Raw genomic sequence first — 22,274 nt, 5'->3', positions numbered from 1 at the left:
GCCCCAAGGAGGAGTTCCCGTGACCCGTTTCGTTCCCACATGGCTCTTTGCCGCCGGCGTGCTGCTGGCCGGCCCGAGCTTTGCCCTTCAGATCACCAGTTTGAGCCCGCAGGGCGAGGTGGCGCGGGTGCGCCAGATCGTCGCCAAGTTCGACCAGGCCGCCGTCAACTTCGGCGACCCCAAGGCGCCCGCCCCGCTCACGGTGAGCTGCTCCGACGCGCAGGCCGGCAAGGGCACCGGCCGCTGGACCGACGCCAAGGCCTGGGTCTACGACTTCGAGAACGACCTGCCGCCCGGCGTGCGCTGCACGGTCACGCGCGTTCCCACCTTCAAGCCCAGCGCCGGCGGCGAGCTGACCGGGCCCGAGCGCTACCAGTTCAACACCGGCGGCCCCTTCGTGCGCAACTACATGCCGGGCAGCTACAGCCGCATCGACGAGCAGCAGATGTTCATGCTCGAGCTCAACGGCGCGGCCACGCTCGACAGCGTGCGCCAGAACGTGTGGTGCGCGGCCGACGGCGTGGGCGAACGCATTCCGGTGAAGCTGCTCGACGGCGACCAGCGCGCGGGGCTGCTCAAGGCCTTCGGCCGCGACAAGGCCGCCGAGAAAGACCCGCTGCGCTTCGTCACGCTGCAGTGCAACCGCACGCTCACGCCGGGCGCCAAGGTGCAGGTGGTGTACGGCAAGGGCGTCGCAACACCCTCGGGCGTGGCCAACAACGTGGAACGCCGTCTCGAATTCCAGGTGCGCGAACCGTTTGCCGTGTCGTTCACCTGCGAGCGCGAGAACGCTCAGGCCGCCTGCCTGCCGCTGCGCCCGATGCAGCTGAACTTCAACGCGCCGGTCACGCGCAAGCTGGCCGCGCAGATCGAGCTCAAGGGCGGGGACAAGACCGTCAAGGCCCAGCTGTCCGACGGCGGCGGCACGCAGAGCGACGACGACGTGGTCAACGACGTGTACTTCGGCCCGCCGCTGGCCGAGAGCACGCAGTTCAGCATCGAGCTGCCCTCCAAATTCGAAGACGCCTCGGGCCGCCCGCTGGCCTCGCCCGGCAGCTTTCCGCTGAAGGTGGCCACGGGCATGATGCCGCCGCTGGCCAAGTTCGCCGCCTCGCCCTTCGGCGTGGTCGAGCGCCTGGCCGAGCCCGACACCCCGGCCATGATGCCGGTCACCGTGCGACGCGTGGAGCCGCAGCTGATGGTGAACGCGCTCACGCCCGGCAAGGTGAGCGACATGAACCCGAAGACCGACGCGGAAATCATCGCGTGGTTCCGCAAGGTGCGCCGCTACGACAGCTACACCATCTTGCGCGAGCAGGCGCGCAAGGACGTGAAGGGCCCGCTGCCCCCGGTCATCGACAAGGACGACCGCAACAACGTGCAGACCCGCATGCTGTCGCTGCTGGCCGGCCAGCCGGGCGTGAAGGCGCTGGACATGCCCAAGTCGGACGCGGGCGATCCGCGCCCCTTCGAAGTCATCGGCATCCCGCTGACGCCGGGCTTCCATGTGCTCGAAATCGCCTCGCAGAAGCTGGGCGAGGCGCTGCTCGACGAGCGCTACAACGCCGGCCGCACGATGTACGTGCGCACCACCGCGCTGGCCACCAACCTGGCCGTGCACTTCAAGCTGGGCCGCGAGAACTCGATGGCCTGGGTCACCTCGCTCGACAAGGGCAAGGTCGTGGCCGGCGCCGAAGTGCGCGTGTCCGGCTGCGACGGCAAGGCCGTGGCCACCGGCACCACCGACGCCAACGGCATCGTGATGCTCAACGGCATTTCGCCGCAGGCGCCCACGTGCAACGGCCCGAACGAATACGAGCAGGGCGCCTGGTTCGTCAGCGCCCGCGCCAAGGACGAAAAGGGCGTGGAAGACCTCGCCTTCACCTGGAGCGACTGGCAGCGCGGCATCGAGCCCTGGCGCTTCAACGTGCCCACCAACCTGCAGCCCGAGCCCGACCGCATCGCCCACACCATCTTCGACCGCACGCTGCTGCGCGCCGGTGAAACGGTGTCGATGAAGAGCCTGATCCGCACGCAGACCAGCAAGGGTTTCGGCCTGCCCGAGAAGCGCCCCGACACGCTCGTCATCACCCACACCGGCAGCGGCCAGCGCTTCACGCAGCCGCTCACCTGGCGCAAGACCGCCACCGGCGGCCTGAGCGCGGAGAACAGCTTTGCCATTCCGCCGGCCGCCAAGCTCGGCGTGTACGAGGTGATGCTGCGCACCGGCGCCGGCAAGGACGCCAACGGCGACGGCGACAACGACAGCGACGGTGAAGAAGGCGGCTACAGCCGCAGCTTCAGCACCGGCATGTTCCGCGTCGAGGAATTCCGCCTGCCCGTGCTCGAAGGCCGCATCGCGCCCACCGACAAGAAGCCGCTGGTCGCCGCCACGAGCGTGCCGACCGACGTGCAGATCAACTACGTGGCCGGCGGCGGCGCCGCCAACCTGCCGGTGCGCGTGTCGGCCATGGTGCGTGGCAAGGCGCTGAGCTTTTCCGACTACGACGCCTTCAGCTTCAACCCGCCGCGCGCCACGCAGGGCGACGGCAGCGAAGCCGCCTCCCCCGCGTCCGACTCCAACGCCGGCGAGGAAGACCTCAACAGCGTGAACGACACCCGCGTGATCGCCGACAAGCTGCCCGTCACGCTGAACAAGGACGGCGCCGGCAAGCTCACCATCGACAAGGTGCCCAAGGTCAAGTCGGCGCGCGAGCTGCTGCTGGAGGCCACCTACGCCGACCCGAACGGCGAGGTGCAGACCATTCGCAGCACGCAGACGCTGTGGCCGGCATCGGTCATCGCGGGCATCAAGACCGAAGGCTGGGTCTCCACCAGCCAGAAGCTCAAGTTCCAGGCGCTGGCGCTCGACCTCTCGGGCAAGCCCCAGGCCAACGTGACGCTCAACGTGCGCGCCGTGGCGCGCATCACCACCAGCAGCCGCAAGCGCATGGTGGGCGGCTTCTACACCTACGACAACAAGACCGAGACCAAGGACATCGGCACCGTGTGCAGCGGCAAGAGCGACGCGCGCGGGCTGCTGCTGTGCGAGTCGGAGCTGAAGGAGGCCGGCGAGGTCGAACTCATCGCCAGCGCCACCGACAGCGACGGGCGCGACGCCAAGGCCGTGAGCTCGGTGTACGTCACCAAGCAGGGCGAGCTGTGGTTCGGCGGCGAGGACAACGACCGCATCGACGTGCTGCCCGAGAAAAAGAGCTACCAGCCCGGCGAGGTCGCCAAGTTCCAGGTGCGCAGCCCCTTCCGCTTCGCCACCGCGCTGGTGGCGGTGGAACGCGAAGGCATCATCGAGACGCACGTGGTGCAGCTCGACGGCAAGGACCCGACCGTCACCCTGCAGGTCAAGCCCGAGTGGGGCCCCAACGCCTACGTGAGCGTGCTCGCGCTGCGCGGCCGGCTGCGCGAGGTGCCGTGGTACAGCTTCTTCACCTGGGGCTTCAAGTCGCCGCGCGAGTGGTGGACGGCCTTCTGGTACGAAGGCAAGGAATACGTGGCGCCGACCGCCATGGTCGACCTGAGCAAGCCCGCCTATCGCCTCGGCATGGCCGAGATCCGCGTCGGCACGCAGGCGCACCAGCTCGACGTGAGCGTCACCAGCGACAAGCCCAGCTACCCGATCCGCAGCAAGGCGCAGGTGACCATCACCGCCAAGCTGCCCGACGGCAAGCCCGCCGCCGGCGCCGAAGTGGCGCTGGCCGCGGTCGACCAGGCCCTGCTGGAGCTGATGCCCAACGACAGCTGGGCGCTGCTGAACGCCATGCTGCAACGCCGCAGCTGGGGCGTGAGCACCTCGACCGCGCAGATGGAAATCGTCGGCCGGCGCCACTACGGGCGCAAGGCCGTGCCCGCGGGCGGCGGCGGCGGCAAGGGCCAGACGCGCGAGCTGCTCGACACCTTGCTGCTGTGGAACCCGAAGGTGGTGCTCGACGCCAACGGCCAGGCCGTGGTGACGGTGCCGCTGAACGACGCGCTCACCACCTTCAAGATCGTGGCCGTGGCCGATTCGGGCGCCAACCTGTTCGGCACCGGGCAGACCAGCATCCAGGCCACGCAAGATCTGCAGATCATCAGCGGCCTGCCGCCGCTGGTGCGCGAGGACGACCAGTTCCGCGCCCAGATCACGCTGCGCAACACCACGCAGAAGCCGATGAAGGTCGAGGCCACGCCGCGCGCCACCCTGCTCACGCTGGAGCCGCAGACGGTGGACATCCCCGCCGGCGAGGCGCGTGAAGTGGCATGGACCGTGACCGCGCCCGCGCAGCTCGCGCAGACGCGCGCCGAGGCCATCCTGTGGGAAATCGAGGCCAAGGACACCGTGGGCGGCGCACGCGACGCGCTCAAGGTGCGCCAGCGCATCGTGCCGTCGGTGCCGCTCACGGTGCAGCAGGCCACGCTGGTGCAGGTCGACGGGCCGTTCACGCTCGACGTGGCACCTCCGGCCGACGCCCTCCCCGGCCGCGGCGGCCTGAAGATGTCGCTGCAACCCAAGCTGGGCGAAGGCCTGCCGGGCGTGCGCGACTGGTTCGCCAACTACCCGTTCATCTGCCTCGAGCAGAAGACCAGCAAGTCGGTCGGCCTGCGCGACGCCAAGATGTGGCAAGGCGTGCTGGCCACGCTGCCCACCTACCTGGACAGCGACGGCCTGGCCAACTACTTCCCGCCGCGCGACGGCGAGGCCAACCGCGGCAGCGACATCCTCACCTCGTACCTGCTCGCGGCCACCAGCGAAGCCAGCGCCCTCGACCCCGCCTTCGCGCTGGCCGACGACGTGCGCGCGCCCATGGAGTCGGGCCTGATCGCCTTCGTCGAAGGGCGCATCACGCGCGAGTTCTGGAGCCCGCGCAAGGACCTGGACGTGCGCAAGCTCGCCGCGCTGGAAGCGCTGTCGCGCTACGGCAAGGCCAGGGGCAGCATGCTGGGCAGCATCACCATCGCGCCCAACCAGTGGCCCACCAGCGCGGTGATCGACTGGCTGAACATTTTGAAGCGCGTGAACGACGTGCCGCAGCGCCAGCAGCGCCTGGACGAGGCCAACAACGTGCTCAAGGCGCGCCTGTCGTACCAGGGCACCAAGCTCATCTTCAGCACCGAGCAAAACGACTACTGGTGGTGGCTGATGACCAACGGCGACGTCAACACCGCCCGCCTGCTGCTCAGCGTGATGGACGACCCTGCCTGGAAGGACGACATCGGCAAGCTCGCCAACGGCTTCATCGGCCGCCAGCAGAACGGCGCCTGGCACACCACCACCGCCAACCTGTGGGGCGGGCTGGCGCTGGAGAAATTCAGCAAGGTGTTCGAGAGCACGCCGGTCACCGGCATCACCGCCGCCACGCTGGGCGCGGTGAAGGCGCAGGTCGACTGGAGCAAGGTGGAGCGCGTGAAGACCAGCGACGCCGCCGGCGCGCCCAACCAGACCACCTTCTTCGGCGCGCCCGCCTCGCCGGGCAACCTGAAGAACAACACGATGTTCCTGCCGTGGGCGGCGTCTTCGTCGGGCGCCCCGGTGCGCGACACGCTGCTGGTCACGCAGCAAGGCACCGGCAAGCCGTGGCTCACGTTGCAGTCCATTGCCGCGGTGCAGCTGAAGGCGCCTTTCGCGGCGGGCTACGCCATCAAGAAGACCATCACCCCGGTCGAGCAGGCCACCGCCGGCAAGTACACGCGCGGCGACGTGCTGCGCGTGACGCTGGAGGTGAACGCCAGCGCCGACATGACCTGGGTGGTCATCAGCGACCCGGTGCCGGGCGGCGCCACCATCCTGGGCAGCGGCCTGGGCCGCGACTCGCAGATCGCCACGCAGGGCGAGAAGAAGAGCGGCGCCGGCTGGCCGGCTTTCGAGGAACGCAGCTTCGAGGCCTTCCGCAGCTACTACGAGTACCTGCCCAAGGGCGTGGTGAAGATGGAATACACCGTGCGCCTGAACAACGTCGGCGACTTCGCGCTGCCGCCGAGCCGCGTCGAGGCGATGTACGCGCCGGAGATGTTCGGCGAGGCGCCCAATGCGCGCGTGAAGGTGGAGGCGGCGAAGTAAGCCGCCGTCCACGAACGACAGACACGACAGACACGACACAAGGACGACCCCCATGGGACTGGCCATCAGCGTCGGCACGCTTGCCGACTTTTTGCAGAACGACCCCGAAGGCGCCGAATGGTTCGAGGGCGACTTCGAGATCGTGAACGGCGTGCTCGCGTCGGCGGGCCTGCCGCCACACGACGAGCCGCGCGAGCTGCCCGCACTGGATTCGCGCGCGTCGCTCGACGGGTTTCCGTACTCGTTCATCCACTACCTGCGCCGCGCCTACGCGCACAGCGTGGTGTCGCCGGGCTGGACGGCAACGCCGGTGGAAGAAGGCGCCGACCCGTCGGAAGACCCGGCGGTGCAGGCCGCGCTCGACATCGCCGAGAGCCACCTCATCTGCCACTCGGACGCGGAAGGCTTCTACGTGCCGGTCGAGTTCGACGAGGTGCTGTTCTCCGACGCCGAATCGGAAGACGAGGCGCTGACCGGCGGCATGCTAGGTTCGTCGTACCGGCTGCGCGACGAACTGGTGCAGGTCGCGCCCGCGCTCGGCATCACCTTGGTCGACGGGCAGCTGTCGGACGAGGAAGCCGCGCGCATCGACGCACTGGGCGAGACGGACGAAGGGCTGTACCGCGAGTACGCGTCGTGGTTGCTGCTGTATGAAATGGCGCGGCTGAGCATTGCGCACAAGACGGCCATCGTCTTTGCCTGAACGCGGGCGGCGCCCCATGAGCCCTGCCCCCGCTGCACATCCGCTCCCACGCCGCCTGGCGACCGTCACCCTGCTGGTGCGCGACTACGACGAAGCCATTCGCTTCTTCACCCAGGCCCTGCGCTTCGAGCTGCTCGAAGACACGCCGCGCGGCCCCGGCAAGCGCTGGGTGGTGGTGGCGCCCGCACGCGACGGCGGTGCCGCGCTGCTGCTGGCCAAGGCCGTGACCGACGAGCAGGAGGCCAGCGTCGGCAAGCAGGCCGGCGGCCGGGTCTTCCTGTTTCTTCACACCCCCGACTTCGCGGCCGACCATGCCCACATGGTGTCGCACGGCGTGCGCTTTCTCGAAGCGCCGCGCCACGAGCCGCACGGCACCGTGGCGGTCTTCCAGGACCTGTGCGGCAACCGCTGGGACCTGATCCAGCCGAACGACGCATGACCCGATGACCCAGGACCGCATCTTCTTCCCCGGCAACCCCTGGCCCGAAGGCCACCCGGTGGAAAGCTTCCAGTGGACGGCCAGCGTGCGCGACGGCAGCGTGTGGTTCGACCTGCACCTGCAGACGGCGGCCTACGACGCGGAGCGTGAGATCGAGCAGGCCGATGAAGAAGACGATGACGAAGAGGATGGCGAGGATGGCGAGGATTTCGCCTCCGACTGGGAAGCCCCCGGCGTCTGGACCAATTACCACCGCTGCACCCTCTCGTCCACGAAGTGGCCAGGGTTTCCCGGCTTCAAGGTGGGGCCGGTGGCGGGCTACAGCTTGCAGGGCCTCGACGGCTTCGAAGCCACCGTGGACGACCCGCCGCCCGCCGACCAGGCTGCGAACGCCTTCCACATCTACCTCTTCAGCCATGGCGCAGTCGCCCGCCACCGCATCCGGTTCGAGCGCGTCGCGGGCACCGACCGGTTCGACATCACCTGGCGCGGCCACATCGCGCTGAGCTTCGGCGGCGACCCCGACTACGACCGCGCCTTCACCGCCACGCTGTTCGGCGTTGCCGCGCCCACCGTGGGCTGACCCCGGCCATGGCCATGTTCTTCCCCGCATCGCTGCGCAGCTACCTCTCGCTGGCCTTCCGCTGGCAGCGCGGGCGCCAGGGCACGGGCTACGACAAGATGCTGCTGGCCACCGCGCGCTGGCCGCTGCCCTTCGACAGCTACCTCATCCGCTACCCCGAAGGCGCCGAGATCCCGCCGCACACCGACCCGGTGCAGCTCGGGCGGCACTACCGGCTCAACATCGTGCTGAAGTCGCCGCGCGCGGGCGGCGACTTCGTGTGCGCGGCGCCGATCTTCGCCACGCGCCGCATCAAGCTCTTCAGGCCCGACGCCTGCGAGCACAGCGTGACGCGCGTGGTGGGCGGCAGCCGCTATGTGTTCTCGCTGGGCTGGGTGCGCAAGGACAAGGCACCGGCATCGCCGAACGGCTGACCGCGACACGGGCAGTGTTGAAAGCCCGGCGTCACATCCATCGGCCTAAACTGCCTTCCCCTCTTTTTTCAGGAGAACGCCATGACCACGATGGAAATCGCGACCCGGCTCGTCGCGCTGTGCCGGGAAGGAAAGTTCGACGAAGCGAGGGCGCTCTACGCCGACGACGCCGTGAGCGTCGAGGCGGGCGCGCCACCCGGTGGGCAGCGCGAGGCCGTCGGCCTGGCCGCCATCGAGGCCAAGGGCAAGTGGTGGAGCGACAACCACGAGGTGCATTCGGCCAAGATCACCGGGCCCTGGCCGCACGACGACCGCTTCATCGTCGGCTTCGAGTTCGACGTGACCATGAAGGCCACGGGCCAGCGCTTCACCATGGAAGAAGCCGGGCTCTACACGGTGAAGGACGGCGCCATCGTGCGCGAGGAGTTCTTCTATTCGATGGGCGGCTGAGGCAGCGGGGCACGCAAGGCACTGCACCGCACCGCACCGCACCCGCACCTGCACGACGCCGGCCCGAATCCCGGCAAAATGCCCCGCAGGTGCCCTCATGAATACAAGATTTGTCGAAGCCTTTCTCTGGGCCGCAAGGCTAGGCAGCTTCCGCGCGGCCAGCGACCGGCTGCACATCACGCAGGCGGCGGTGTCCAACCGCGTGGCCTCGCTCGAAGAAGACATCGGCGCGCGCCTGTTCGAGCGCGACGCGCGCGAGCTGCGGCTCACGCCGGTGGGCGTGCGGCTCATGGACTACGGCGAGCGGCTGCTGGAGCTGCGCCGCGAAATCGTCTCGCTCGGCCGCCCGCGCGAAGACCTGCTGGGGCTGGTGCGCATCGGCGCCATCGAGACGGTCGTGCACACCTGGCTGCTGGGCTTCCTGACCAACCTGCGCTCCACCTACCCCGGCATCGAGGTGCAGCTGACCTCCGAGACCACGCTGGCGCTGCACCGCGGCCTGCGCGAGGGCGCGCTGGACATCGCGCTGCAGACCGACCACATCGCGGGCGCGGGCATCGTGAGCACGCCCTGCCTGCCGATGCCGATGGGCTGGGTCGGCCAGATGAGCGCCGAGGGCACGCAGACCGTCGAGCAGCTGCTGCGCCAGCCGGTGCTCACCATGAGCCCGGGCTCGCAGCCGCACGAGGCGCTGAAGAACCTGTACCGCGCGGTGGGCATCCCGCTGGGCAAGGTGCACTGCGTGAGCTCGATTTCCGCGCTCGCGCGGCTGGTGAAGGCGGGCTTCGGCAACGCGCTGGTGCCGCTGCCGCCGGTGTACGAGTACGTGGCCATCGGCGACGTGCGCATCATCGAATGCGATGCGCTCATCTCGCCGCAGCGGCTGGTGGTGAGCCACCTGGAGGCCGCCGACTCCGACGCCATCCGCCTGGTGGCCGAGCTGGCGTGCCGCGCGTCGGACCAGTTCACGGCCTCTGCAATCGCACCAACCTGGAGCGGGGCTTCAGAGGGTTAACCCTCGAAAACGAGCATTTCCGCCCCAGGAAGGGGCCAGTAATTCTTGTGGCTGTCGCCCAGAAAAACTCGTTTGTGACAGCGGCACCCTGCGACGGAAGATCGCGCCTTCAAATTTCGAAGGCCCGCCCGCCCCTCCGCCGCCATGACCACTCCCGCTTCTTCCGCCCTTCCTGACACCGACGCCGCGGCCGTGAACGGCCTGCTGTTCGTCGCCTCCGACGTCGACGCCGCCGACGATGCCGACTTCAACCGCTGGTACGACCGCGAGCACGTGGAAGAGCGCGTGCGCATTCCCGGCTTCCTGTCGGGCGCACGGTATTCGTCGCTCGAAGGCGGTCGCAAATACCTCGGGCTGTACCGCACCGAATCGCTGGCCGTGTTCGGCTCGCCGGGCTACCGCGCCGCGTTCGAGAAGCAGACGCCGTGGTCCGTCGCCAACCTCGATCGCATGCGCCAGCCGATTCGCCGCGTGTGCGCCGTGCGCGCCGTGACCGGCTTCGGCAGCGGCAGCCATGCGGTCGTGCTGCCCCTGGCCGCCGCGGCGGACACCGAGGCGCTGGCCGCCCACGCCACGCGCGTGGGCCGCGCGCTGGCCGAGCAGGCAGGCTTCGTGCAGTCGTACCTGCTCGTGCCCGACACCGCGCTGAGCACGCCGCTGCCGCGCGAATCCACCGAAGGCCGCGTGCTGCAGCCGATGCTGGTCGTCGAAACCAGCCACGTCGCCGCGGCGCGCACCGCGCGTGCCTCGGCCGCCGCCGCCTTCGACACCGACCCCGCCACCGGCTGGCTGCTCGCGCTCGGCTGGAAGCTGAGCGCGGCCGAGCTGCGCTGACCCGACCCCCATGTCTTCACCGAACCAAGGTACTCCGATGACCGAACATGTTCTTCCCGCCACGCCGGCCGCCGCGACCGGTGCCGCCGGTGCCGCCGGTGCGCCTGGTGCAGCCGCCGCGCCCAGGATGGGCCGCTTGGCCATGGCCAGCTCCATCGGCACCACGCTCGAGTGGTACGACTTCACCGTCTACAACATCATGGCCGCGCTGGTCTTCAACGCGGTGTTCTTCCCCTCGTTCGACCCGCTGACCGGCACCATCCTGGCCTTCTCGACCTACGCGGTCGGCTACATCTCGCGCCCGCTGGGCGGCGTGGTGTTCGGCCACCTGGGCGACCGGCTGGGCCGGCGCTTCGTGCTGGTGGCCACGCTGGTCATCATGGGCATCTCCACCGGCCTGATGGGCCTGCTGCCCACCTATGCCACCTGGGGCATCTGGGCGCCGGTGGCGCTGGTGGCGCTGCGCTTCGTGCAGGGCGTGGCGCTCGGCGGCGAATGGGCCGGCGCGGTGCTGCTGTCGATGGAACACGGCAAGCCCGACGAGCGCGGGCGCAACGCCTCGTTCACGCAGGTGGGACCGTCGTGCGGCACGCTGATTGGCACCGGCTTCATCGCCATCGTGTCGGCCTGGCTGAGTCCGGAGGAATTCCAGGCCTGGGGCTGGCGGCTGCCGCTGATCTCCAGCGTCGCGCTGGTGCTGTTCGGCCTGTGGCTGCGCCGCGGCGTGGACGAGACGCCCGTGTTCCTCGAGATGGAACAGAAGAAGGCCACCGCCAAGACGCCGATCAAGGAAGTGTTCACCCAGCACTGGCGCAGCCTGCTGGTGGCCGGCGGCTCGCGCATCGGCTCCGACGTGCTGTACGCGCTGGTGGTGGTGTTCACGCTGACCTACGTGACCACGGTGCTGCACCTGTCGCGTCCGCTGGCGCTCACCGCCACGATGATCGGCGCGGCCTGCAACGCGATTGCGGTGCCGTGGTTCGGCGGGCTGTCGGACCGCATCGGCCGCCGCCCGGTCTACATGGCCGGCGCGCTGCTGGGCATGGTGTGGGCCTTCGTGTTCTTCGTGCTGATGGACAGCGCGCACCCGGTCGCCATCTGCGCGGCGGTGGTGGTCGGCCTGCTGATCCACGCCATGATGTACGGCCCCCAGGCCGCCTTCGTGACCGAGCAGTTCCCCGGACGCGTGCGCTACGCGGGCGCCTCGCTGGCCTACACGCTGGCCGGCATCCTGGGCGGCGGCTTTGCGCCGCTGATCATCGCGAGCCTGTTCAAGTCGTGGGGCAGCACCACCGCCGTGTCGCTGTACGTGGTGGGTGCGCTGGGCCTGACGCTGGTTGCCCTGGCCGTGGCACGCGAGACCGCCAAGCGTCCGCTGGAGATCTGAAAAAAATGAGCACCCAACGACTGAGCTTCGCCTGCGAGAGCGTTTCCGCCAGCGGCACGCGCTCCACCGCCGTGCACAGCTTCGCGCCGCGCGCGCTGGTGGTGGCGGGCTGGACCGGCCGCGACACCGCGGCCATCGAGCACCACATCGAGGAGCTGGCGGCCATCGGCGTGCCGCGCCCTTCGAGCGTGCCGCTGTACTACCGCGTGGCCGCGCAGCTGCTCACGCAGTCGCCCGACATCGAGGCGCTGGGCGAGCAGAGCTCCGGCGAGGCCGAGCCGGTGTTCTTCTTCTCGCAGGGCGAGTGGTGGCTGAGCGTGGCCTCGGACCACACCGACCGGCAGGTCGAGAGCTACTCGGTGGCCGTCTCCAAGCAGATGTGCGCCAAGCCCGTGGCCGAGACCGCCTGGCGCTGGGCCGACGTGCAGGCGCACCAGGACGGCATCGAGCTGCACTCGCGCATCCTGGAGGATGGCCGCTGGGTCGACTACCAGCGCGGCACGCTCGCCTCGATCCGCCCGCTGGCCGCCTTGCGCGACGGCATGCCCGGCGTGGACGCCGTCCCCGAGGGCCTGTTCATGACCTGCGGCACGCTGGGCGCACTGCCCAATGCCAAGGGCGAAGGCATTCGCCCGGCGGCGCAGATGGAAATCGAACTGCACGACCCCCGGCTGCAGCGGCGCATCGTGCATCGCTACGCGGTGCAGGCACTGCCGGTGGTGGCGTGATGAGGACCGACTTCACCATCGCCACCATCGCCGCCCTGCGCGCGCGCATCGCCCGCGGCGAGCTGTCGCACGAAGCCCTGGTCGACCAGGTGCTCGAGGCCGCGGCGCAGCCCGCGGCGGCGCACGTGTTCACGCGCCTGTACGCCGACGGCGCCCGCGCCGCGGCGCGCCATGCCGACGCGGCCCGCAAGGCCGGCATCGAGCTCGGGCCGCTCGCCGGCCTGCCCGTGACGGTCAAGGACCTGTACGACGTGGCCGGCGAGACCACCATGGCGGGCTCCGCCGTGTGCGCCGGCGAGCCGCCGGCCGCACACGACGCGGTGGCCGTGGCGCGGCTGCGCACGCAGGGCGCGGCCATCGTCGGCAAGACCAACATGACCGAGTTCGCGTTCTCGGGCGTGGGCATCAACCCGCACTACGGCACGCCGGCCAACCCGGCGGACGCCGTCACGCCGCGCATTCCGGGCGGCTCGTCGTCCGGCGCGGCGGTGTCGGTGGCGCTGGGCCTCGCGGTGGCGGGGCTGGGCTCGGACACGGGCGGCTCCATCCGCATTCCGGCCGCGCTGTGCGGGCTGGTCGGCTTCAAGAGCACGCAGTCGCGCGTGCCGCGCACCGGCGCCTTCGAGCTGGCCCGCTCGCTGGACACGGTGTGCGCCATGGCGCGCATCGTGGAAGACTGCCTGGCCGCCGACGCCGCCATTGCCGACACGCCGCTTGCCGTGCGCCGCCGCCCGCTGCAGGGCATGCGGCTGGCCGTGCCGCGCACGCTGATGTTCGACGACATCGAGCCCGCGGTGGCGCAGGCCTTCGAGCGCGCGCTGCAGGCGCTGTCGGCCGCGGGCGCGAACATCGTGGACATCGCGCTGGCCGAGCTCGCCGAGATCGCGACCGTCAACGCACCGGGCGGCTTCTCGCCGGTCGAGGCCTCGGGCGTGCACCGCGAGCGCTTCGCCACGAAGCGCGACGGTTTTGACTCGCGCGTGGCCGCGCGCATCGCGCTGGGCACCGAGGTGCGCGCCGCCGACTACATCGCCATGCAGGACCGCCGGCGCGACTGGATCGGGCGCATGGAGCGCGCCATCGAAGGCTTCGACGCGCTCGTGTGCCCGACCGTGCCCATCGTCGCGCCGCCCATCGCGGCGCTGGCGGAGGACGCCGCCTTTTTCAAGACCAACGGCCTGCTGCTGCGCAACACCTTCGCCATCAACCTGCTCGACGGCTGCGCCTTCAGCCTGCCGTGCCATGCGCCGGGCGAACTGCCGGTGGGGCTGATGCTGTCTTCGGTGCGCGGCGACGACGCGCGCCTGGCCGCGGTGGCGCTGGCCGCGGAACGGGTGGTGCGGCCCGCCTGAAGCGAGATGGAGCCGGGGGTATCCGGTGACGGCGCCATGCCGTCATCGGCTATCTTCCGGTTCATGTCTCTCACCGAACCGCAACCTTCACTCTCCAGCGCCAGGCTGCTCCTGCGCCCGCTGCTGGCGTCCGACGCGGCGGCTCTGGTCGAAGCCGCCGCCGACGGCGCGCTCTGGAACCTGCCGTTCACCGTCGTGCCCTCGGCCGACACCGTCGACGCCTGGATCGGCAACGCCCTCGCGGGCCAGGCGGCGGGCACCGTGATGCCCTTTGCCACGGTGCTGCCCGACACGGGCCGGGTCATCGGTTCCACGCGCTTCTGGAAAATCGACCGCATCAACCGCAAGCTGGAAATCGGCAGCACCTGGATCGCGGCCTGGTGGCAGAAGACCTTCGTGAACACCGAAGCCAAGTACCTGATGCTGCGCCACGCCTTCGAAGCGATGCAGTGCGTGCGCGTGCAGCTCACCACCGACGAGATCAACGCGAAGTCGCGCGCCGCCATCCTGCGGCTGGGCGCGAAGCAGGAGGGCATCGTGCGGCACGAGCGGATCATGCCGGACGGGCGCAAGCGCAACTCGGTGCGCTTCAGCATCATCGACGACGAGTGGCCGCAGGTGAAGGCACAACTCGAGGCGCGGCTGCTCGCCGCGACGGAGCGCAGCGCATGAGCTGCGCGGTCGTCGCCACCACCGAGGCCCATTTCGAAAGCCTGCACCGCGCGCTCGACGTGGTGGCGCGCGAGCACCGGTTCCTGGCGCTGATGCAGGCGCCGCCGCTGGAAAAATCGCTGGCGTTCTACCGCGGCGTGATCGACAGCGGTTTTCCGCACTTCGTCGCGCTCGATGGCGAGAAGGTGGTCGGCTGGTGCGACGTGTCGCCGGTGTTCGGCCATTCGCGCGCGCACATCGGCCTGCTGGGCATCGCGCTGCTGCCCGAGGCGCGGCACCGCGGGCTGGGCGCGCAGCTGCTGCAGGCGGCCATCGACAAGTCATGGGCGCGCGGGCTGACGCGCATCGAGCTCAGCGTGCGTGCCGACAACCTGAACGCCAAGGCGCTGTACGAGCGCTTCGGTTTCGTGCACGAGGGCCTGCAGCGCCGGGCGTCGCTGGTCGGCGGCATCTACCACGATGCCCACGCCATGGCCCTGCTTCGCTAGACTGGGCGGCGCAGCCTTCGCGTGCTGCGCCCCTTGTCGAACGGAGAGCGCCCATGTGCCGCAGCATCAAGACCCTCTACAACTTCGAGCCCCCGGCCACCGAGCAGGAAATTCGCGCGGCGGCCCTGCAGTTCGTTCGAAAGCTCAGCGGCTTCAGCGTGCCGTCGCGCGCCAACGAAGAAGCATTCGAACGCGCGATCGACGAGGTGAGCGCCACGGCGGCGCGACTTCTCGAATCGCTGGTGACGACGGCTGAGCCGCGCGACCGGGAGATCGAAGCGGAGCGCGCGAAGGCTCGCAGTGCGGTGCGGTTCGGTTCTGCGGGTTGAGGTTTTTCAGGTTGCTGTTCGGGGAGCGGTCACGACGGGCCCCCAAAGACCCAGCGCAAGCGCCCGACCCAAGCCTTTGCTATGGTGCTTCGCAGCGCCACATCGCGCACATTGCCGAGCACGCAAGCGTTATGAAAAAGACCTATACCGGCGGCTGCCACTGCGGCGCCGTTCGTTTCGAAGCCGACATCGACCTGAGCCTGGGCACGCTGCGCTGCAACTGCTCCATCTGCACCAAGACCCGCTTCTGGCCCGCGGCCGTGGAGCCCGATGCGTTCCGGCTGCTGGCCGGACAGCAAGAGCTGACCGAATACCTCTTTCACACGCGTCAGAACAAGCACTTCTTCTGCAAGCACTGCGGCGTGCGGTCGTTCGGGCTGGGCAACAAGCCCGAGGACGGCGGCGCGATCTACGGGGTGAACGTCACCTGCCTGGACGACGCCGAGCCCGAGGAGCTCATCAACTCCCCCATCACCTATGTTGACGGGCGCAACAACAGCTGGCACCTTCCACCGGCCGAGACCCGGCATCTTTGAACGACAAACCAGGAGCACAACCGCCATGCCCTTCGAACTCTGGCTCGCCTTCGTCGCAGCCTCCGCCGTGATGCTGGTCATTCCCGGACCGACCATCCTCACGGTCATCAGCTATTCGATGTCGCACGGCCGCCGCGCCAACGTGCCGCTGGTGGCCGCGGTGGCGCTGGGCGACTCGACCGCGCTGGTGGTCTCGCTGCTGGGGCTGGGCGCGCTGCTGGCCACCTCGGCCTTCTGGTTCACGGTGGTGAAGTGGGTGGGCGGGCTGTACCTGATCTACCTGGGCATCAAGCTGCTGCGCGCGGGCGTGTCGCCGACCGACGAGGTCGCCAAGCCCGCCGCGCCGGTGTCGCGGCTGCGCCTGTTCGCCAACACCTACCTGGTGACGGCGCTGAACCCGAAGGGCATCGTGTTCTTCGTCGCCTTCCTGCCGCAGTTCATCAGCCCCGCGGCCGACGTCACGCGCCAGCTGTGGGTGCTGGCAGTGACCTTCGTGGTGCTGGCTGCCACCAACGCCACGCTGTACGCGGTGTTCGCGGGCTCGGCGCGCAGGCTGCTGGCATCGCCGCGCGCGCAGAAGCGTTTCAACCTGGCGGGCGGCTCGCTGCTGACCGCGGCCGGGGTGTGGGCGCTGATGGCGCGCCGGCCGGGCTGAGTTCGCGCCGCCGGTATCCGCAATTACCGGCAACAAAAGCAAAAGGCCGCGAAGCACATGGCTTCGCGGCCTTTTGCATTCGCGCGCCGGTTCGGCGCGCCTGACTGCATTCGCACGCCGGCGCGGCGTGCCTGACTGCATTCGCACGCCGGCGCGGCGTGCTCAACCGTTCACTCAGTTGCGGTTCGGGTTGTTGGGGCTGCGGTCGTAGCGGTTGGGCACGCCGTCGTTGTCGCGGTCGCGGTCATAGCGGTTCGGCACGCCGTCGCGGTCCCGGTCGCCGTAGCCGGCGCGCGGCGGTGGCGGGCGGTCGTAGGGGGCCACCACGCAGCCTGCAAGGATGGCCGAGGCGGCCAGCAAGAGTGCCAATGTCTTCGTCATGTGAGTTCTCCTTGGAGTGGTTGTCTAACCGGTGAATCGCCTCCTGCGAACCGGTACTGCATTGAAGGCCACGCCGGTACGCAACGGGTTTCCGAATGGAAGCGCTTGCGTGAAGTTGGTTACCGGATGTGGAGCACGTTGTGAACTTTGGCGTGCTGTTTTCGCTCGCAGGGGCGGTCCCCGGCCCGTCTGCGAGTAGGCGCGCTTCCCGTGGTGCATCGCGGAGAATGTCACCGCCTCACACTTCCGGATACGAAGCCTCTTGCCGATCCTCTCGATGCAGTTCGCGCTCTTCATTTCCTTTCCCCGCAAGACCCTGGCCACGGCGCTGCTGGCCGCGGCCTGCGCGCATCCGGCCTGGGCCTTCACGAGCTTCGAGGACGTGAAGCGCGACTTTCGCTCCTCCGACACCGCCGTGCTCGACCGCAACGGCGAACTGCTGCAGCGCGTGCGCACCGACCCCACGGTGCGACGCGGCCAGTGGACGGCGCTGGCCGACGTGTCGCCCGCGCTGCGCACGGCGATGGTGCTGAGCGAGGACCGGCGCTTCTTCGAACACAGCGGCATCGACTGGCGCGCCGTGTCGGCCGCGGCGTGGGGCAACCTGTGGAACACGCGCACGCGCGGCGCCTCGACCATCACCATGCAGCTGGCCGGCCTGGTCGACGAAGACCTGCGGCGCAATTCAGGCGGACGCAGCTTCACGCAGAAGATCGGCCAGACGGTGGCCGCGGCGCAGCTGGAGCGCAACTGGCGCAAGGACCAGATCCTCGAGGCCTACCTGAACACGGTGCCCTTTCGCGGCGAGATCGTGGGCATCGACGCGCTCTCGCGCACGCTGTTCGGCAAGGCGCCCAGCGGGCTCGACGCACGCGAGGCGGCGGTGGCCTCGGCGCTGGTGCGCGCGCCCAACGCCAAGCCGGCGGTGGTGGCGCAACGCGCCTGCGAGGTGCTGCGCGCCATGGAGCCGCAGCAGAAGGTCGACTGCGAGGCGCTGGACATGTTCACCAGCGCGGCCGTGCAGCGGCGCGCCTTCGATGCGAACGAAGGCATCGCGCCGCATGCGGCGCGGCGGGTGCTGCGGGAGATCAGGGATGCGAATGCAAGTGCCAGTGCGACTGGCGATGCGGGTGCGGGGGCAGCCCCCACCCCTGCCCTCCCCCAGGGGGGGAGGGAGAAAGACAACGGGAAGGACGCGGGCGTGCGCACCACGCTGCGCGCGCCGCTGCAGCGCTTCGCGCTCGACACGCTGCACCGCCACCTGCGCGAACTGCGCGAGCGCCACGTGGAAGACGGCGCGCTGGTGGTGCTCGACAACGCCACCGGCGAGGTGCTCGCCTGGGTCGGCTCCTCGGGCCCGCTGAGCCAGGCGGCGGAAGTCGACGGCGTCACCGCGCTGCGCCAGCCCGGCTCCACGCTCAAGCCGCTGCTCTACGGCCAGGCGATTGCCGAGCGGCGCATCACCGCGGCCTCGCTCATCGAGGACTCGTCGGCGCAGATCAGCACCGCCAGCGGCCTCTACATTCCGCAGAACTACGACCGGCGCTTCAAGGGGCCGGTGTCGGCGCGCACGGCGCTGGCGGCCTCGCTCAACGTGCCGGCGGTGCGCACGCTGGTGATGGTGTCGCCCGAGTCGTTCGCGCGCGAGCTGCGCGCCGCGGGCCTGCCGCTGCGCGAAAGCGGCGACTACTACGGCTACAGCCTGGCCCTGGGCAGCGCCGAGGTGTCGCTGCTGTCGCTCACCAACGCCTACCGCATGCTGGCCAACGGCGGGCGCTACGGCACCACGACGATGACGGCGCGGCCGGCCACGACGGCCGACAAGGCGAAGGCGGCCCCAGCCGCGAAAACGGCGAAGGCCACCGCCACCGCCACCCCCGGCGCCGCGCCCCTCATGGACCCGCGCGCCGCCTTCATCGTCGGCGACATCCTCTCCGACCCGAACGCGCGCACGCGCACCTTCGGGCTCGACAGCATCCTCTCGACCCGCTTCTGGACGGCCGTGAAGACCGGCACCAGCAAGGACATGCGCGACAACTGGGCCGTCGGCTGGTCGCAGCGCTACACGGTGGGCGTGTGGGTGGGCAACGCCAGCGGCGAGTCGATGTGGGACGTGAGCGGCACCAGCGGCGCCGCGCCGGTCTGGGCCGAGGTGATGCGCTTCCTGCACGCGCGCGAACCCAGCCGCGCGCCCGCGCCGCCGCCGGGGCTGGTGGAGGCGCGCGTCGAGTTCGGCGCCGGCCCCGACGGCAGCCCGCTGGAGGCCGCGCGCAGCGAATGGTTTCTGCAGGGCACCGAGCAGCCGCTGTTCGCGCTGGACACCGGCATGGCGAACGACGCCAACTTCGCGCGCATCACCTCGCCGTCGGACGGCACCATCATCGCGGTCGACCCCGACATTCCGCCGCTGCGCCAGCGCGTGCGCTTCGAGTCCGAAGGGCGCGGCGTGCAGTGGCGCATCGACGGCAAGTTCTTCGCGCGCGGCAACAGGGCGCAGTGGCTGCCGTGGCCGGGCCGGCACGTGATCGAACTGGTGGACGGCGCCGGCAAGGTGGTCGACCAGCGGCGCATCGAGGTGCGCGGCGCGGGCGTGGTGACGAAGAGCGCGAAACGCTGAAAACAAGACAGACAGCTGGACAACCCAGCGGGAGGGAGACCCGAATGAATGCTCGTCGATGGCCGGCCAAGGCGCTGGCACTGGCGCTGGTGTGGCTGTGCCTTGCAATGCTCACGTGGAGCGCACTCCCCGCGCTTGCGGCGCAGGCGAAACAGGTGGCCGTGCCCGCCATGAAGTCGCGCGTGGTCGACCTCACCGGCACCTTGAAGGCGGACGAGGCCGAGGCGCTGCGCGGCGACATCGCCACGCTGCAGGAGGCCACGCGCGCCCAGCTCGCGGTGCTCATCGTTCCCACCACCGGCAGCGACAGCATCGAGCAGTACGCCACGCGCGTGTTCGCGCAATGGAAGCTCGGGCGGGCGGACGCGGACGACGGCCTGCTGCTGCTGGTGGCGCTGAAGGACCGCAAGATGCGCATCGAGGTGGGCACGGGGCTGGAGGGCACGGTCACCGACATCCAGGCGGCCCGCATCATCGACCGCGAGATGACGCCACGCTTTCGTGGCGGCGACTTCGCGGGCGGCATCCAGGCGGCGGTGCAGGCGCTGTCGCAGCTGATCGACCCGCCCGCCCTGCTCGTGCCGCCCATCGACCCGGGCAACCAGCCCTCCGACGCCGTGGTCGAGACCACGCCCGAACCGGTCTCGCTGGGCAGCCATGTCACGCCCGAGGGCTGGGCGCTGTTCGGCGTGCTGTCGTGGAGCCTGGCCGTGGGCGCCTGGTATGGGCGCGGCGTGTCCGCCAATGCACGCGGCCGCGCGGCGGCGCAGCAGAAGCCGCGCAAGAACAAGGGCGTCGGCAAGCTCGCGGGCAAGGGCAAGGTCCGCCGCGGGCCCGAACCCTGGAGCGACGCGGTCGCGGCCATCACGCCCCCGCCCGGTCAGTCCGGCCAGTCCGCTCAGTCACCCGGCGCGCCCCCGCGCAAGCCCGACTGGCGCGTGGCGCTCGGCCTGGCGGGCGCCGGCCTGGTCGGCGGCGCGGTGGCGCTGGCGAACCCGGTCATGGTGCTGGGCCTGGCCATGCCGGGCGCGTTCTTCTACGGCCTGGGCTACGGCTGCGGCCGGTCGCCCACGATGCGCTACATCCTGGGCGGCATCGTGCTGGTTGTCGCGGGGCTGGTCGCGCTGGCGTTCACGCTCGGCGCGGAGCGCTTCTGGTGGGGCTTTCTGTGGGCGCTGGGCATCGGCGGCGTCGCGCTGTTCGCGACGGTCATCGTGCTGTGCATGCGCCGGGCGTGGCATCGGGGCCTGCCGGGTTTCACGGTGCGCCTGCTGATCGTGCTGGGCGTGGTCGGCTACGTGTTCCACGTCAGCGAGCCCGGCCCGGTGCCCGGCCTCGACTGGCTGCCGGTGGTGATCGCCGCCTTCGTGTCGCTGCTGTTCGCCTTTATTCCCTGGGACAGCATGGAAAGCGGCGGCGGCGACAGCGACGACAGCGGGTGGAGCAGCTCGTCGAGCAGCAGCAGTTCGTCTTCGTCGTCTTCATCCTCCGACAGCGGCGGGGGCTCCAGCAGCGGCGGCGGCGCGTCCGGAAGCTGGTAGGGCCGAAGCCGGCGCCGCGATTTCAGGACGCCCTCAGGACGCCCTGAACACGCCCAGCATGTAGTCGACGAAGGTCTTGATCTTGGGCGAATTGCGCCGCGCGGGCAGGTAGACCAGGTTGATCTCCTGCGGCTTGAGCGCAAGCGCCGGCAGCACCGGTACCAGCAGGCCGGCCTCGACCTGCGGCATGGCCAGCGACGCGGGCAGCAGCGCGATGCCGCGGCCCGACAGCGTGAGCTGAAGGATGAGCTCCAGGTCGTCCGACTGGCACACGCTGTCCACGCGCACGCGGTGCGTCTTCTCGGTGGTGGCCAGGTGGATCTCGCGCTTGCGGCCCTCGGCATCCGCCGTGAGGAAGGTGTGCGGCGCCAGGTCGGCCAGGCTGTCGAGCGGCGCGTGCGGCGCCAGGTAGGCCGGCGCGGCGCACAGCATCAGCGGCTCGTTCTTCAGGTGGCGCGCCACCAGGTCGTCGCAGCCTTCGCGGCCGCGGCGGATGGCCACGTCGGTCTCGTCGCGGAACAGGTCGACGCGGTCCTTGCCGGTCTCGACCACCACGTCGAGCTGCGGGCAGGCGCTCATGAAGCCCGACAGGTGGCTCGTGAGCAGCGCCCGCCCGTAGTAGTGCGGCACGGCGATGCGCAGCCGGCCGCTGACGGCGTTGCCGCCGGAAGACAGGTTGAGCATCACGTCGTCCAGGATCGTGAGCACATGCTGGGCCGCCACCAGAAACTCGCGCCCCTCGTCGGTGAGCGCGAAGCGGGCCGCGCCGCGGTGCAGCAGCTGGTGGCCCACCGTGGCTTCCAGCCGCTGCAGCTGGCGCGACGCGGAGGCCTTGGGCACGTTCAACACATCGGCCGCCGGCGTCAGTCCGCCAAGCTGGGCGGCCTTGGTGAACAGCCGCACGTCCGACAAAGAAAAGTCCTTCATTTCAAGTTCTGCGGGGCTCCGTTTTTTGCGCGATGGGGGTTGACGGACGGGCAAATTGCACGTCGATCAGTGACCTTTGGTTTCATTTTCATTGAATGAGGCAATAATTAGTAACAATTAGTGAACGTTTTTCGTATTTCGGAAGAAGTTCACTTTTTCATCACTTATCTTT

20 protein-coding genes are annotated in these 22,274 nt (G+C 69.8%); 18 read left to right on the top strand and 2 right to left on the bottom strand.

From position 1 onward, the window contains the following. Positions 1–19: 19 nt before the first annotated feature. From QTI51_RS02460 to QTI51_RS02385, 16 genes are all read left to right on the top strand, one after another. A complete protein-coding gene (locus QTI51_RS02460; RefSeq protein ID WP_116908317.1) occupies positions 20–6,052 on the top strand; it encodes an alpha-2-macroglobulin family protein in 6,033 nt (2,010 codons plus the stop codon). 52 nt (positions 6,053–6,104) lie between these two features. Then, the gene (locus tag QTI51_RS02455; protein ID WP_116908318.1) at positions 6,105–6,755 is read left to right on the top strand and encodes a putative DNA-mimic protein; all 651 of its coding nucleotides are present in this window, start codon (positions 6,105–6,107) and stop codon (positions 6,753–6,755) included. A 16-nt stretch (positions 6,756–6,771) separates the two neighbouring features. Further along, positions 6,772–7,194 (top strand): VOC family protein, encoded by a 423-nt coding sequence (locus QTI51_RS02450; protein WP_116908319.1) that lies wholly within the window; start codon positions 6,772–6,774, stop codon positions 7,192–7,194. 4 nt (positions 7,195–7,198) lie between these two features. Next, complete coding sequence (locus QTI51_RS02445; RefSeq protein WP_207786645.1) at positions 7,199–7,777, top strand: hypothetical protein; 579 nt, start codon at positions 7,199–7,201, stop codon at positions 7,775–7,777. Between the two features lie 14 nt (positions 7,778–7,791). Continuing rightward, positions 7,792–8,190: a 2OG-Fe(II) oxygenase family protein gene (locus QTI51_RS02440; protein ID WP_116908565.1), complete on the top strand. Its 399-nt coding sequence runs from the start codon at positions 7,792–7,794 to the stop codon at positions 8,188–8,190. Positions 8,191–8,271: 81 nt separating this feature from the next. Beyond that, positions 8,272–8,640, top strand: coding sequence for a nuclear transport factor 2 family protein (locus QTI51_RS02435; protein ID WP_116908320.1), 369 nt, complete (start codon positions 8,272–8,274; stop codon positions 8,638–8,640). Between the two features lie 97 nt (positions 8,641–8,737). Continuing rightward, positions 8,738–9,655, top strand: coding sequence for a LysR family transcriptional regulator (locus QTI51_RS02430; protein WP_116908321.1), 918 nt, complete (start codon positions 8,738–8,740; stop codon positions 9,653–9,655). Positions 9,656–9,799: 144 nt separating this feature from the next. Further along, a complete protein-coding gene (locus QTI51_RS02425) occupies positions 9,800–10,489 on the top strand; it encodes a DUF4286 family protein (RefSeq protein WP_116908322.1) in 690 nt (229 codons plus the stop codon). Between the two features lie 37 nt (positions 10,490–10,526). Beyond that, a complete protein-coding gene (locus QTI51_RS02420) occupies positions 10,527–11,876 on the top strand; it encodes an MFS transporter (protein WP_207786646.1) in 1,350 nt (449 codons plus the stop codon). 5 nt (positions 11,877–11,881) lie between these two features. Then, on the top strand, positions 11,882–12,604 hold the full coding sequence (locus QTI51_RS02415; RefSeq protein WP_207786647.1) for a DUF2848 domain-containing protein: 723 nt from the start codon (positions 11,882–11,884) through the stop codon (positions 12,602–12,604). Next, positions 12,604–13,956 (top strand): amidase, encoded by a 1,353-nt coding sequence (locus tag QTI51_RS02410; RefSeq protein ID WP_116908323.1) that lies wholly within the window; start codon positions 12,604–12,606, stop codon positions 13,954–13,956. Before QTI51_RS02415 ends, QTI51_RS02410 begins: the two co-directional genes overlap by 1 nt. Before the next feature lie 63 nt (positions 13,957–14,019). Beyond that, entirely contained in the window at positions 14,020–14,628 is a 609-nt protein-coding gene (locus QTI51_RS02405) for a GNAT family N-acetyltransferase (protein WP_116908324.1), read from the top strand. Then, the gene (locus QTI51_RS02400) at positions 14,625–15,116 is read left to right on the top strand and encodes a GNAT family N-acetyltransferase (protein WP_116908325.1); all 492 of its coding nucleotides are present in this window, start codon (positions 14,625–14,627) and stop codon (positions 15,114–15,116) included. The genes QTI51_RS02405 and QTI51_RS02400 overlap by 4 nt, the downstream gene beginning before the upstream one ends. A gap of 53 nt (positions 15,117–15,169) precedes the next feature. Further along, entirely contained in the window at positions 15,170–15,445 is a 276-nt protein-coding gene (locus QTI51_RS02395) for a DUF2277 domain-containing protein (protein ID WP_116908326.1), read from the top strand. 131 nt (positions 15,446–15,576) lie between these two features. Beyond that, entirely contained in the window at positions 15,577–15,981 is a 405-nt protein-coding gene (locus QTI51_RS02390; protein ID WP_116908327.1) for a GFA family protein, read from the top strand. A 25-nt stretch (positions 15,982–16,006) separates the two neighbouring features. Next, positions 16,007–16,636: a LysE family translocator gene (locus tag QTI51_RS02385; RefSeq protein ID WP_116908328.1), complete on the top strand. Its 630-nt coding sequence runs from the start codon at positions 16,007–16,009 to the stop codon at positions 16,634–16,636. Between the two features lie 174 nt (positions 16,637–16,810). Here the strand turns inward: QTI51_RS02385 and QTI51_RS02380 are convergent, their stop codons facing one another. Beyond that, positions 16,811–17,017 carry a hypothetical protein gene (locus QTI51_RS02380; protein WP_116908329.1) on the bottom strand — a complete coding sequence of 69 codons (207 nt, stop codon included), beginning with the start codon at positions 17,015–17,017 and terminating at the stop codon, positions 16,811–16,813. Positions 17,018–17,294: 277 nt separating this feature from the next. On the opposite strand from QTI51_RS02380, the gene pbpC reads away from it, so the two are divergent. Then, positions 17,295–19,634 carry a penicillin-binding protein 1C gene (gene pbpC / locus QTI51_RS02375; RefSeq protein ID WP_116908330.1) on the top strand — a complete coding sequence of 780 codons (2,340 nt, stop codon included), beginning with the start codon at positions 17,295–17,297 and terminating at the stop codon, positions 19,632–19,634. A gap of 44 nt (positions 19,635–19,678) precedes the next feature. Further along, positions 19,679–21,175, top strand: coding sequence for a TPM domain-containing protein (locus tag QTI51_RS02370; RefSeq protein WP_116908331.1), 1,497 nt, complete (start codon positions 19,679–19,681; stop codon positions 21,173–21,175). A 33-nt stretch (positions 21,176–21,208) separates the two neighbouring features. Here QTI51_RS02370 and QTI51_RS02365 read toward each other — a convergent pair whose 3' ends face one another. Then, entirely contained in the window at positions 21,209–22,102 is an 894-nt protein-coding gene (locus tag QTI51_RS02365) for a LysR family transcriptional regulator (protein ID WP_116908332.1), read from the bottom strand. Positions 22,103–22,274: the final 172 nt, after the last annotated feature.

The sequence above is a fragment of the Variovorax sp. J22G73 genome (assembly GCF_030317035.1).
Lineage (GTDB): Bacteria > Pseudomonadota > Gammaproteobacteria > Burkholderiales > Burkholderiaceae_C > Variovorax.
The sequence above is the reverse complement of the archived record's forward strand: the minus strand, read 5'-3'. Positions and strand labels throughout refer to the sequence as shown.

Coding starts and splice junctions, on each gene's coding strand:
- QTI51_RS02455 (WP_116908318.1), top strand. CDS start 6,105: ATGGGACTGGCCATCAGCGTCGGCACGCTTGCCGACTTTTTGCAGAAC.
- QTI51_RS02450 (WP_116908319.1), top strand. CDS start 6,772: ATGAGCCCTGCCCCCGCTGCACATCCGCTCCCACGCCGCCTGGCGACC.
- QTI51_RS02445 (WP_207786645.1), top strand. CDS start 7,199: ATGACCCAGGACCGCATCTTCTTCCCCGGCAACCCCTGGCCCGAAGGC.
- QTI51_RS02440 (WP_116908565.1), top strand. CDS start 7,792: ATGTTCTTCCCCGCATCGCTGCGCAGCTACCTCTCGCTGGCCTTCCGC.
- QTI51_RS02435 (WP_116908320.1), top strand. CDS start 8,272: ATGACCACGATGGAAATCGCGACCCGGCTCGTCGCGCTGTGCCGGGAA.
- QTI51_RS02430 (WP_116908321.1), top strand. CDS start 8,738: ATGAATACAAGATTTGTCGAAGCCTTTCTCTGGGCCGCAAGGCTAGGC.
- QTI51_RS02425 (WP_116908322.1), top strand. CDS start 9,800: ATGACCACTCCCGCTTCTTCCGCCCTTCCTGACACCGACGCCGCGGCC.
- QTI51_RS02420 (WP_207786646.1), top strand. CDS start 10,527: ATGACCGAACATGTTCTTCCCGCCACGCCGGCCGCCGCGACCGGTGCC.
- QTI51_RS02415 (WP_207786647.1), top strand. CDS start 11,882: ATGAGCACCCAACGACTGAGCTTCGCCTGCGAGAGCGTTTCCGCCAGC.
- QTI51_RS02410 (WP_116908323.1), top strand. CDS start 12,604: ATGAGGACCGACTTCACCATCGCCACCATCGCCGCCCTGCGCGCGCGC.
- QTI51_RS02405 (WP_116908324.1), top strand. CDS start 14,020: ATGTCTCTCACCGAACCGCAACCTTCACTCTCCAGCGCCAGGCTGCTC.
- QTI51_RS02400 (WP_116908325.1), top strand. CDS start 14,625: ATGAGCTGCGCGGTCGTCGCCACCACCGAGGCCCATTTCGAAAGCCTG.
- QTI51_RS02395 (WP_116908326.1), top strand. CDS start 15,170: ATGTGCCGCAGCATCAAGACCCTCTACAACTTCGAGCCCCCGGCCACC.
- QTI51_RS02390 (WP_116908327.1), top strand. CDS start 15,577: ATGAAAAAGACCTATACCGGCGGCTGCCACTGCGGCGCCGTTCGTTTC.
- QTI51_RS02385 (WP_116908328.1), top strand. CDS start 16,007: ATGCCCTTCGAACTCTGGCTCGCCTTCGTCGCAGCCTCCGCCGTGATG.
- QTI51_RS02380 (WP_116908329.1), bottom strand. CDS start 17,017: ATGACGAAGACATTGGCACTCTTGCTGGCCGCCTCGGCCATCCTTGCA.
- pbpC (WP_116908330.1), top strand. CDS start 17,295: ATGCAGTTCGCGCTCTTCATTTCCTTTCCCCGCAAGACCCTGGCCACG.
- QTI51_RS02370 (WP_116908331.1), top strand. CDS start 19,679: ATGAATGCTCGTCGATGGCCGGCCAAGGCGCTGGCACTGGCGCTGGTG.
- QTI51_RS02365 (WP_116908332.1), bottom strand. CDS start 22,102: ATGAAGGACTTTTCTTTGTCGGACGTGCGGCTGTTCACCAAGGCCGCC.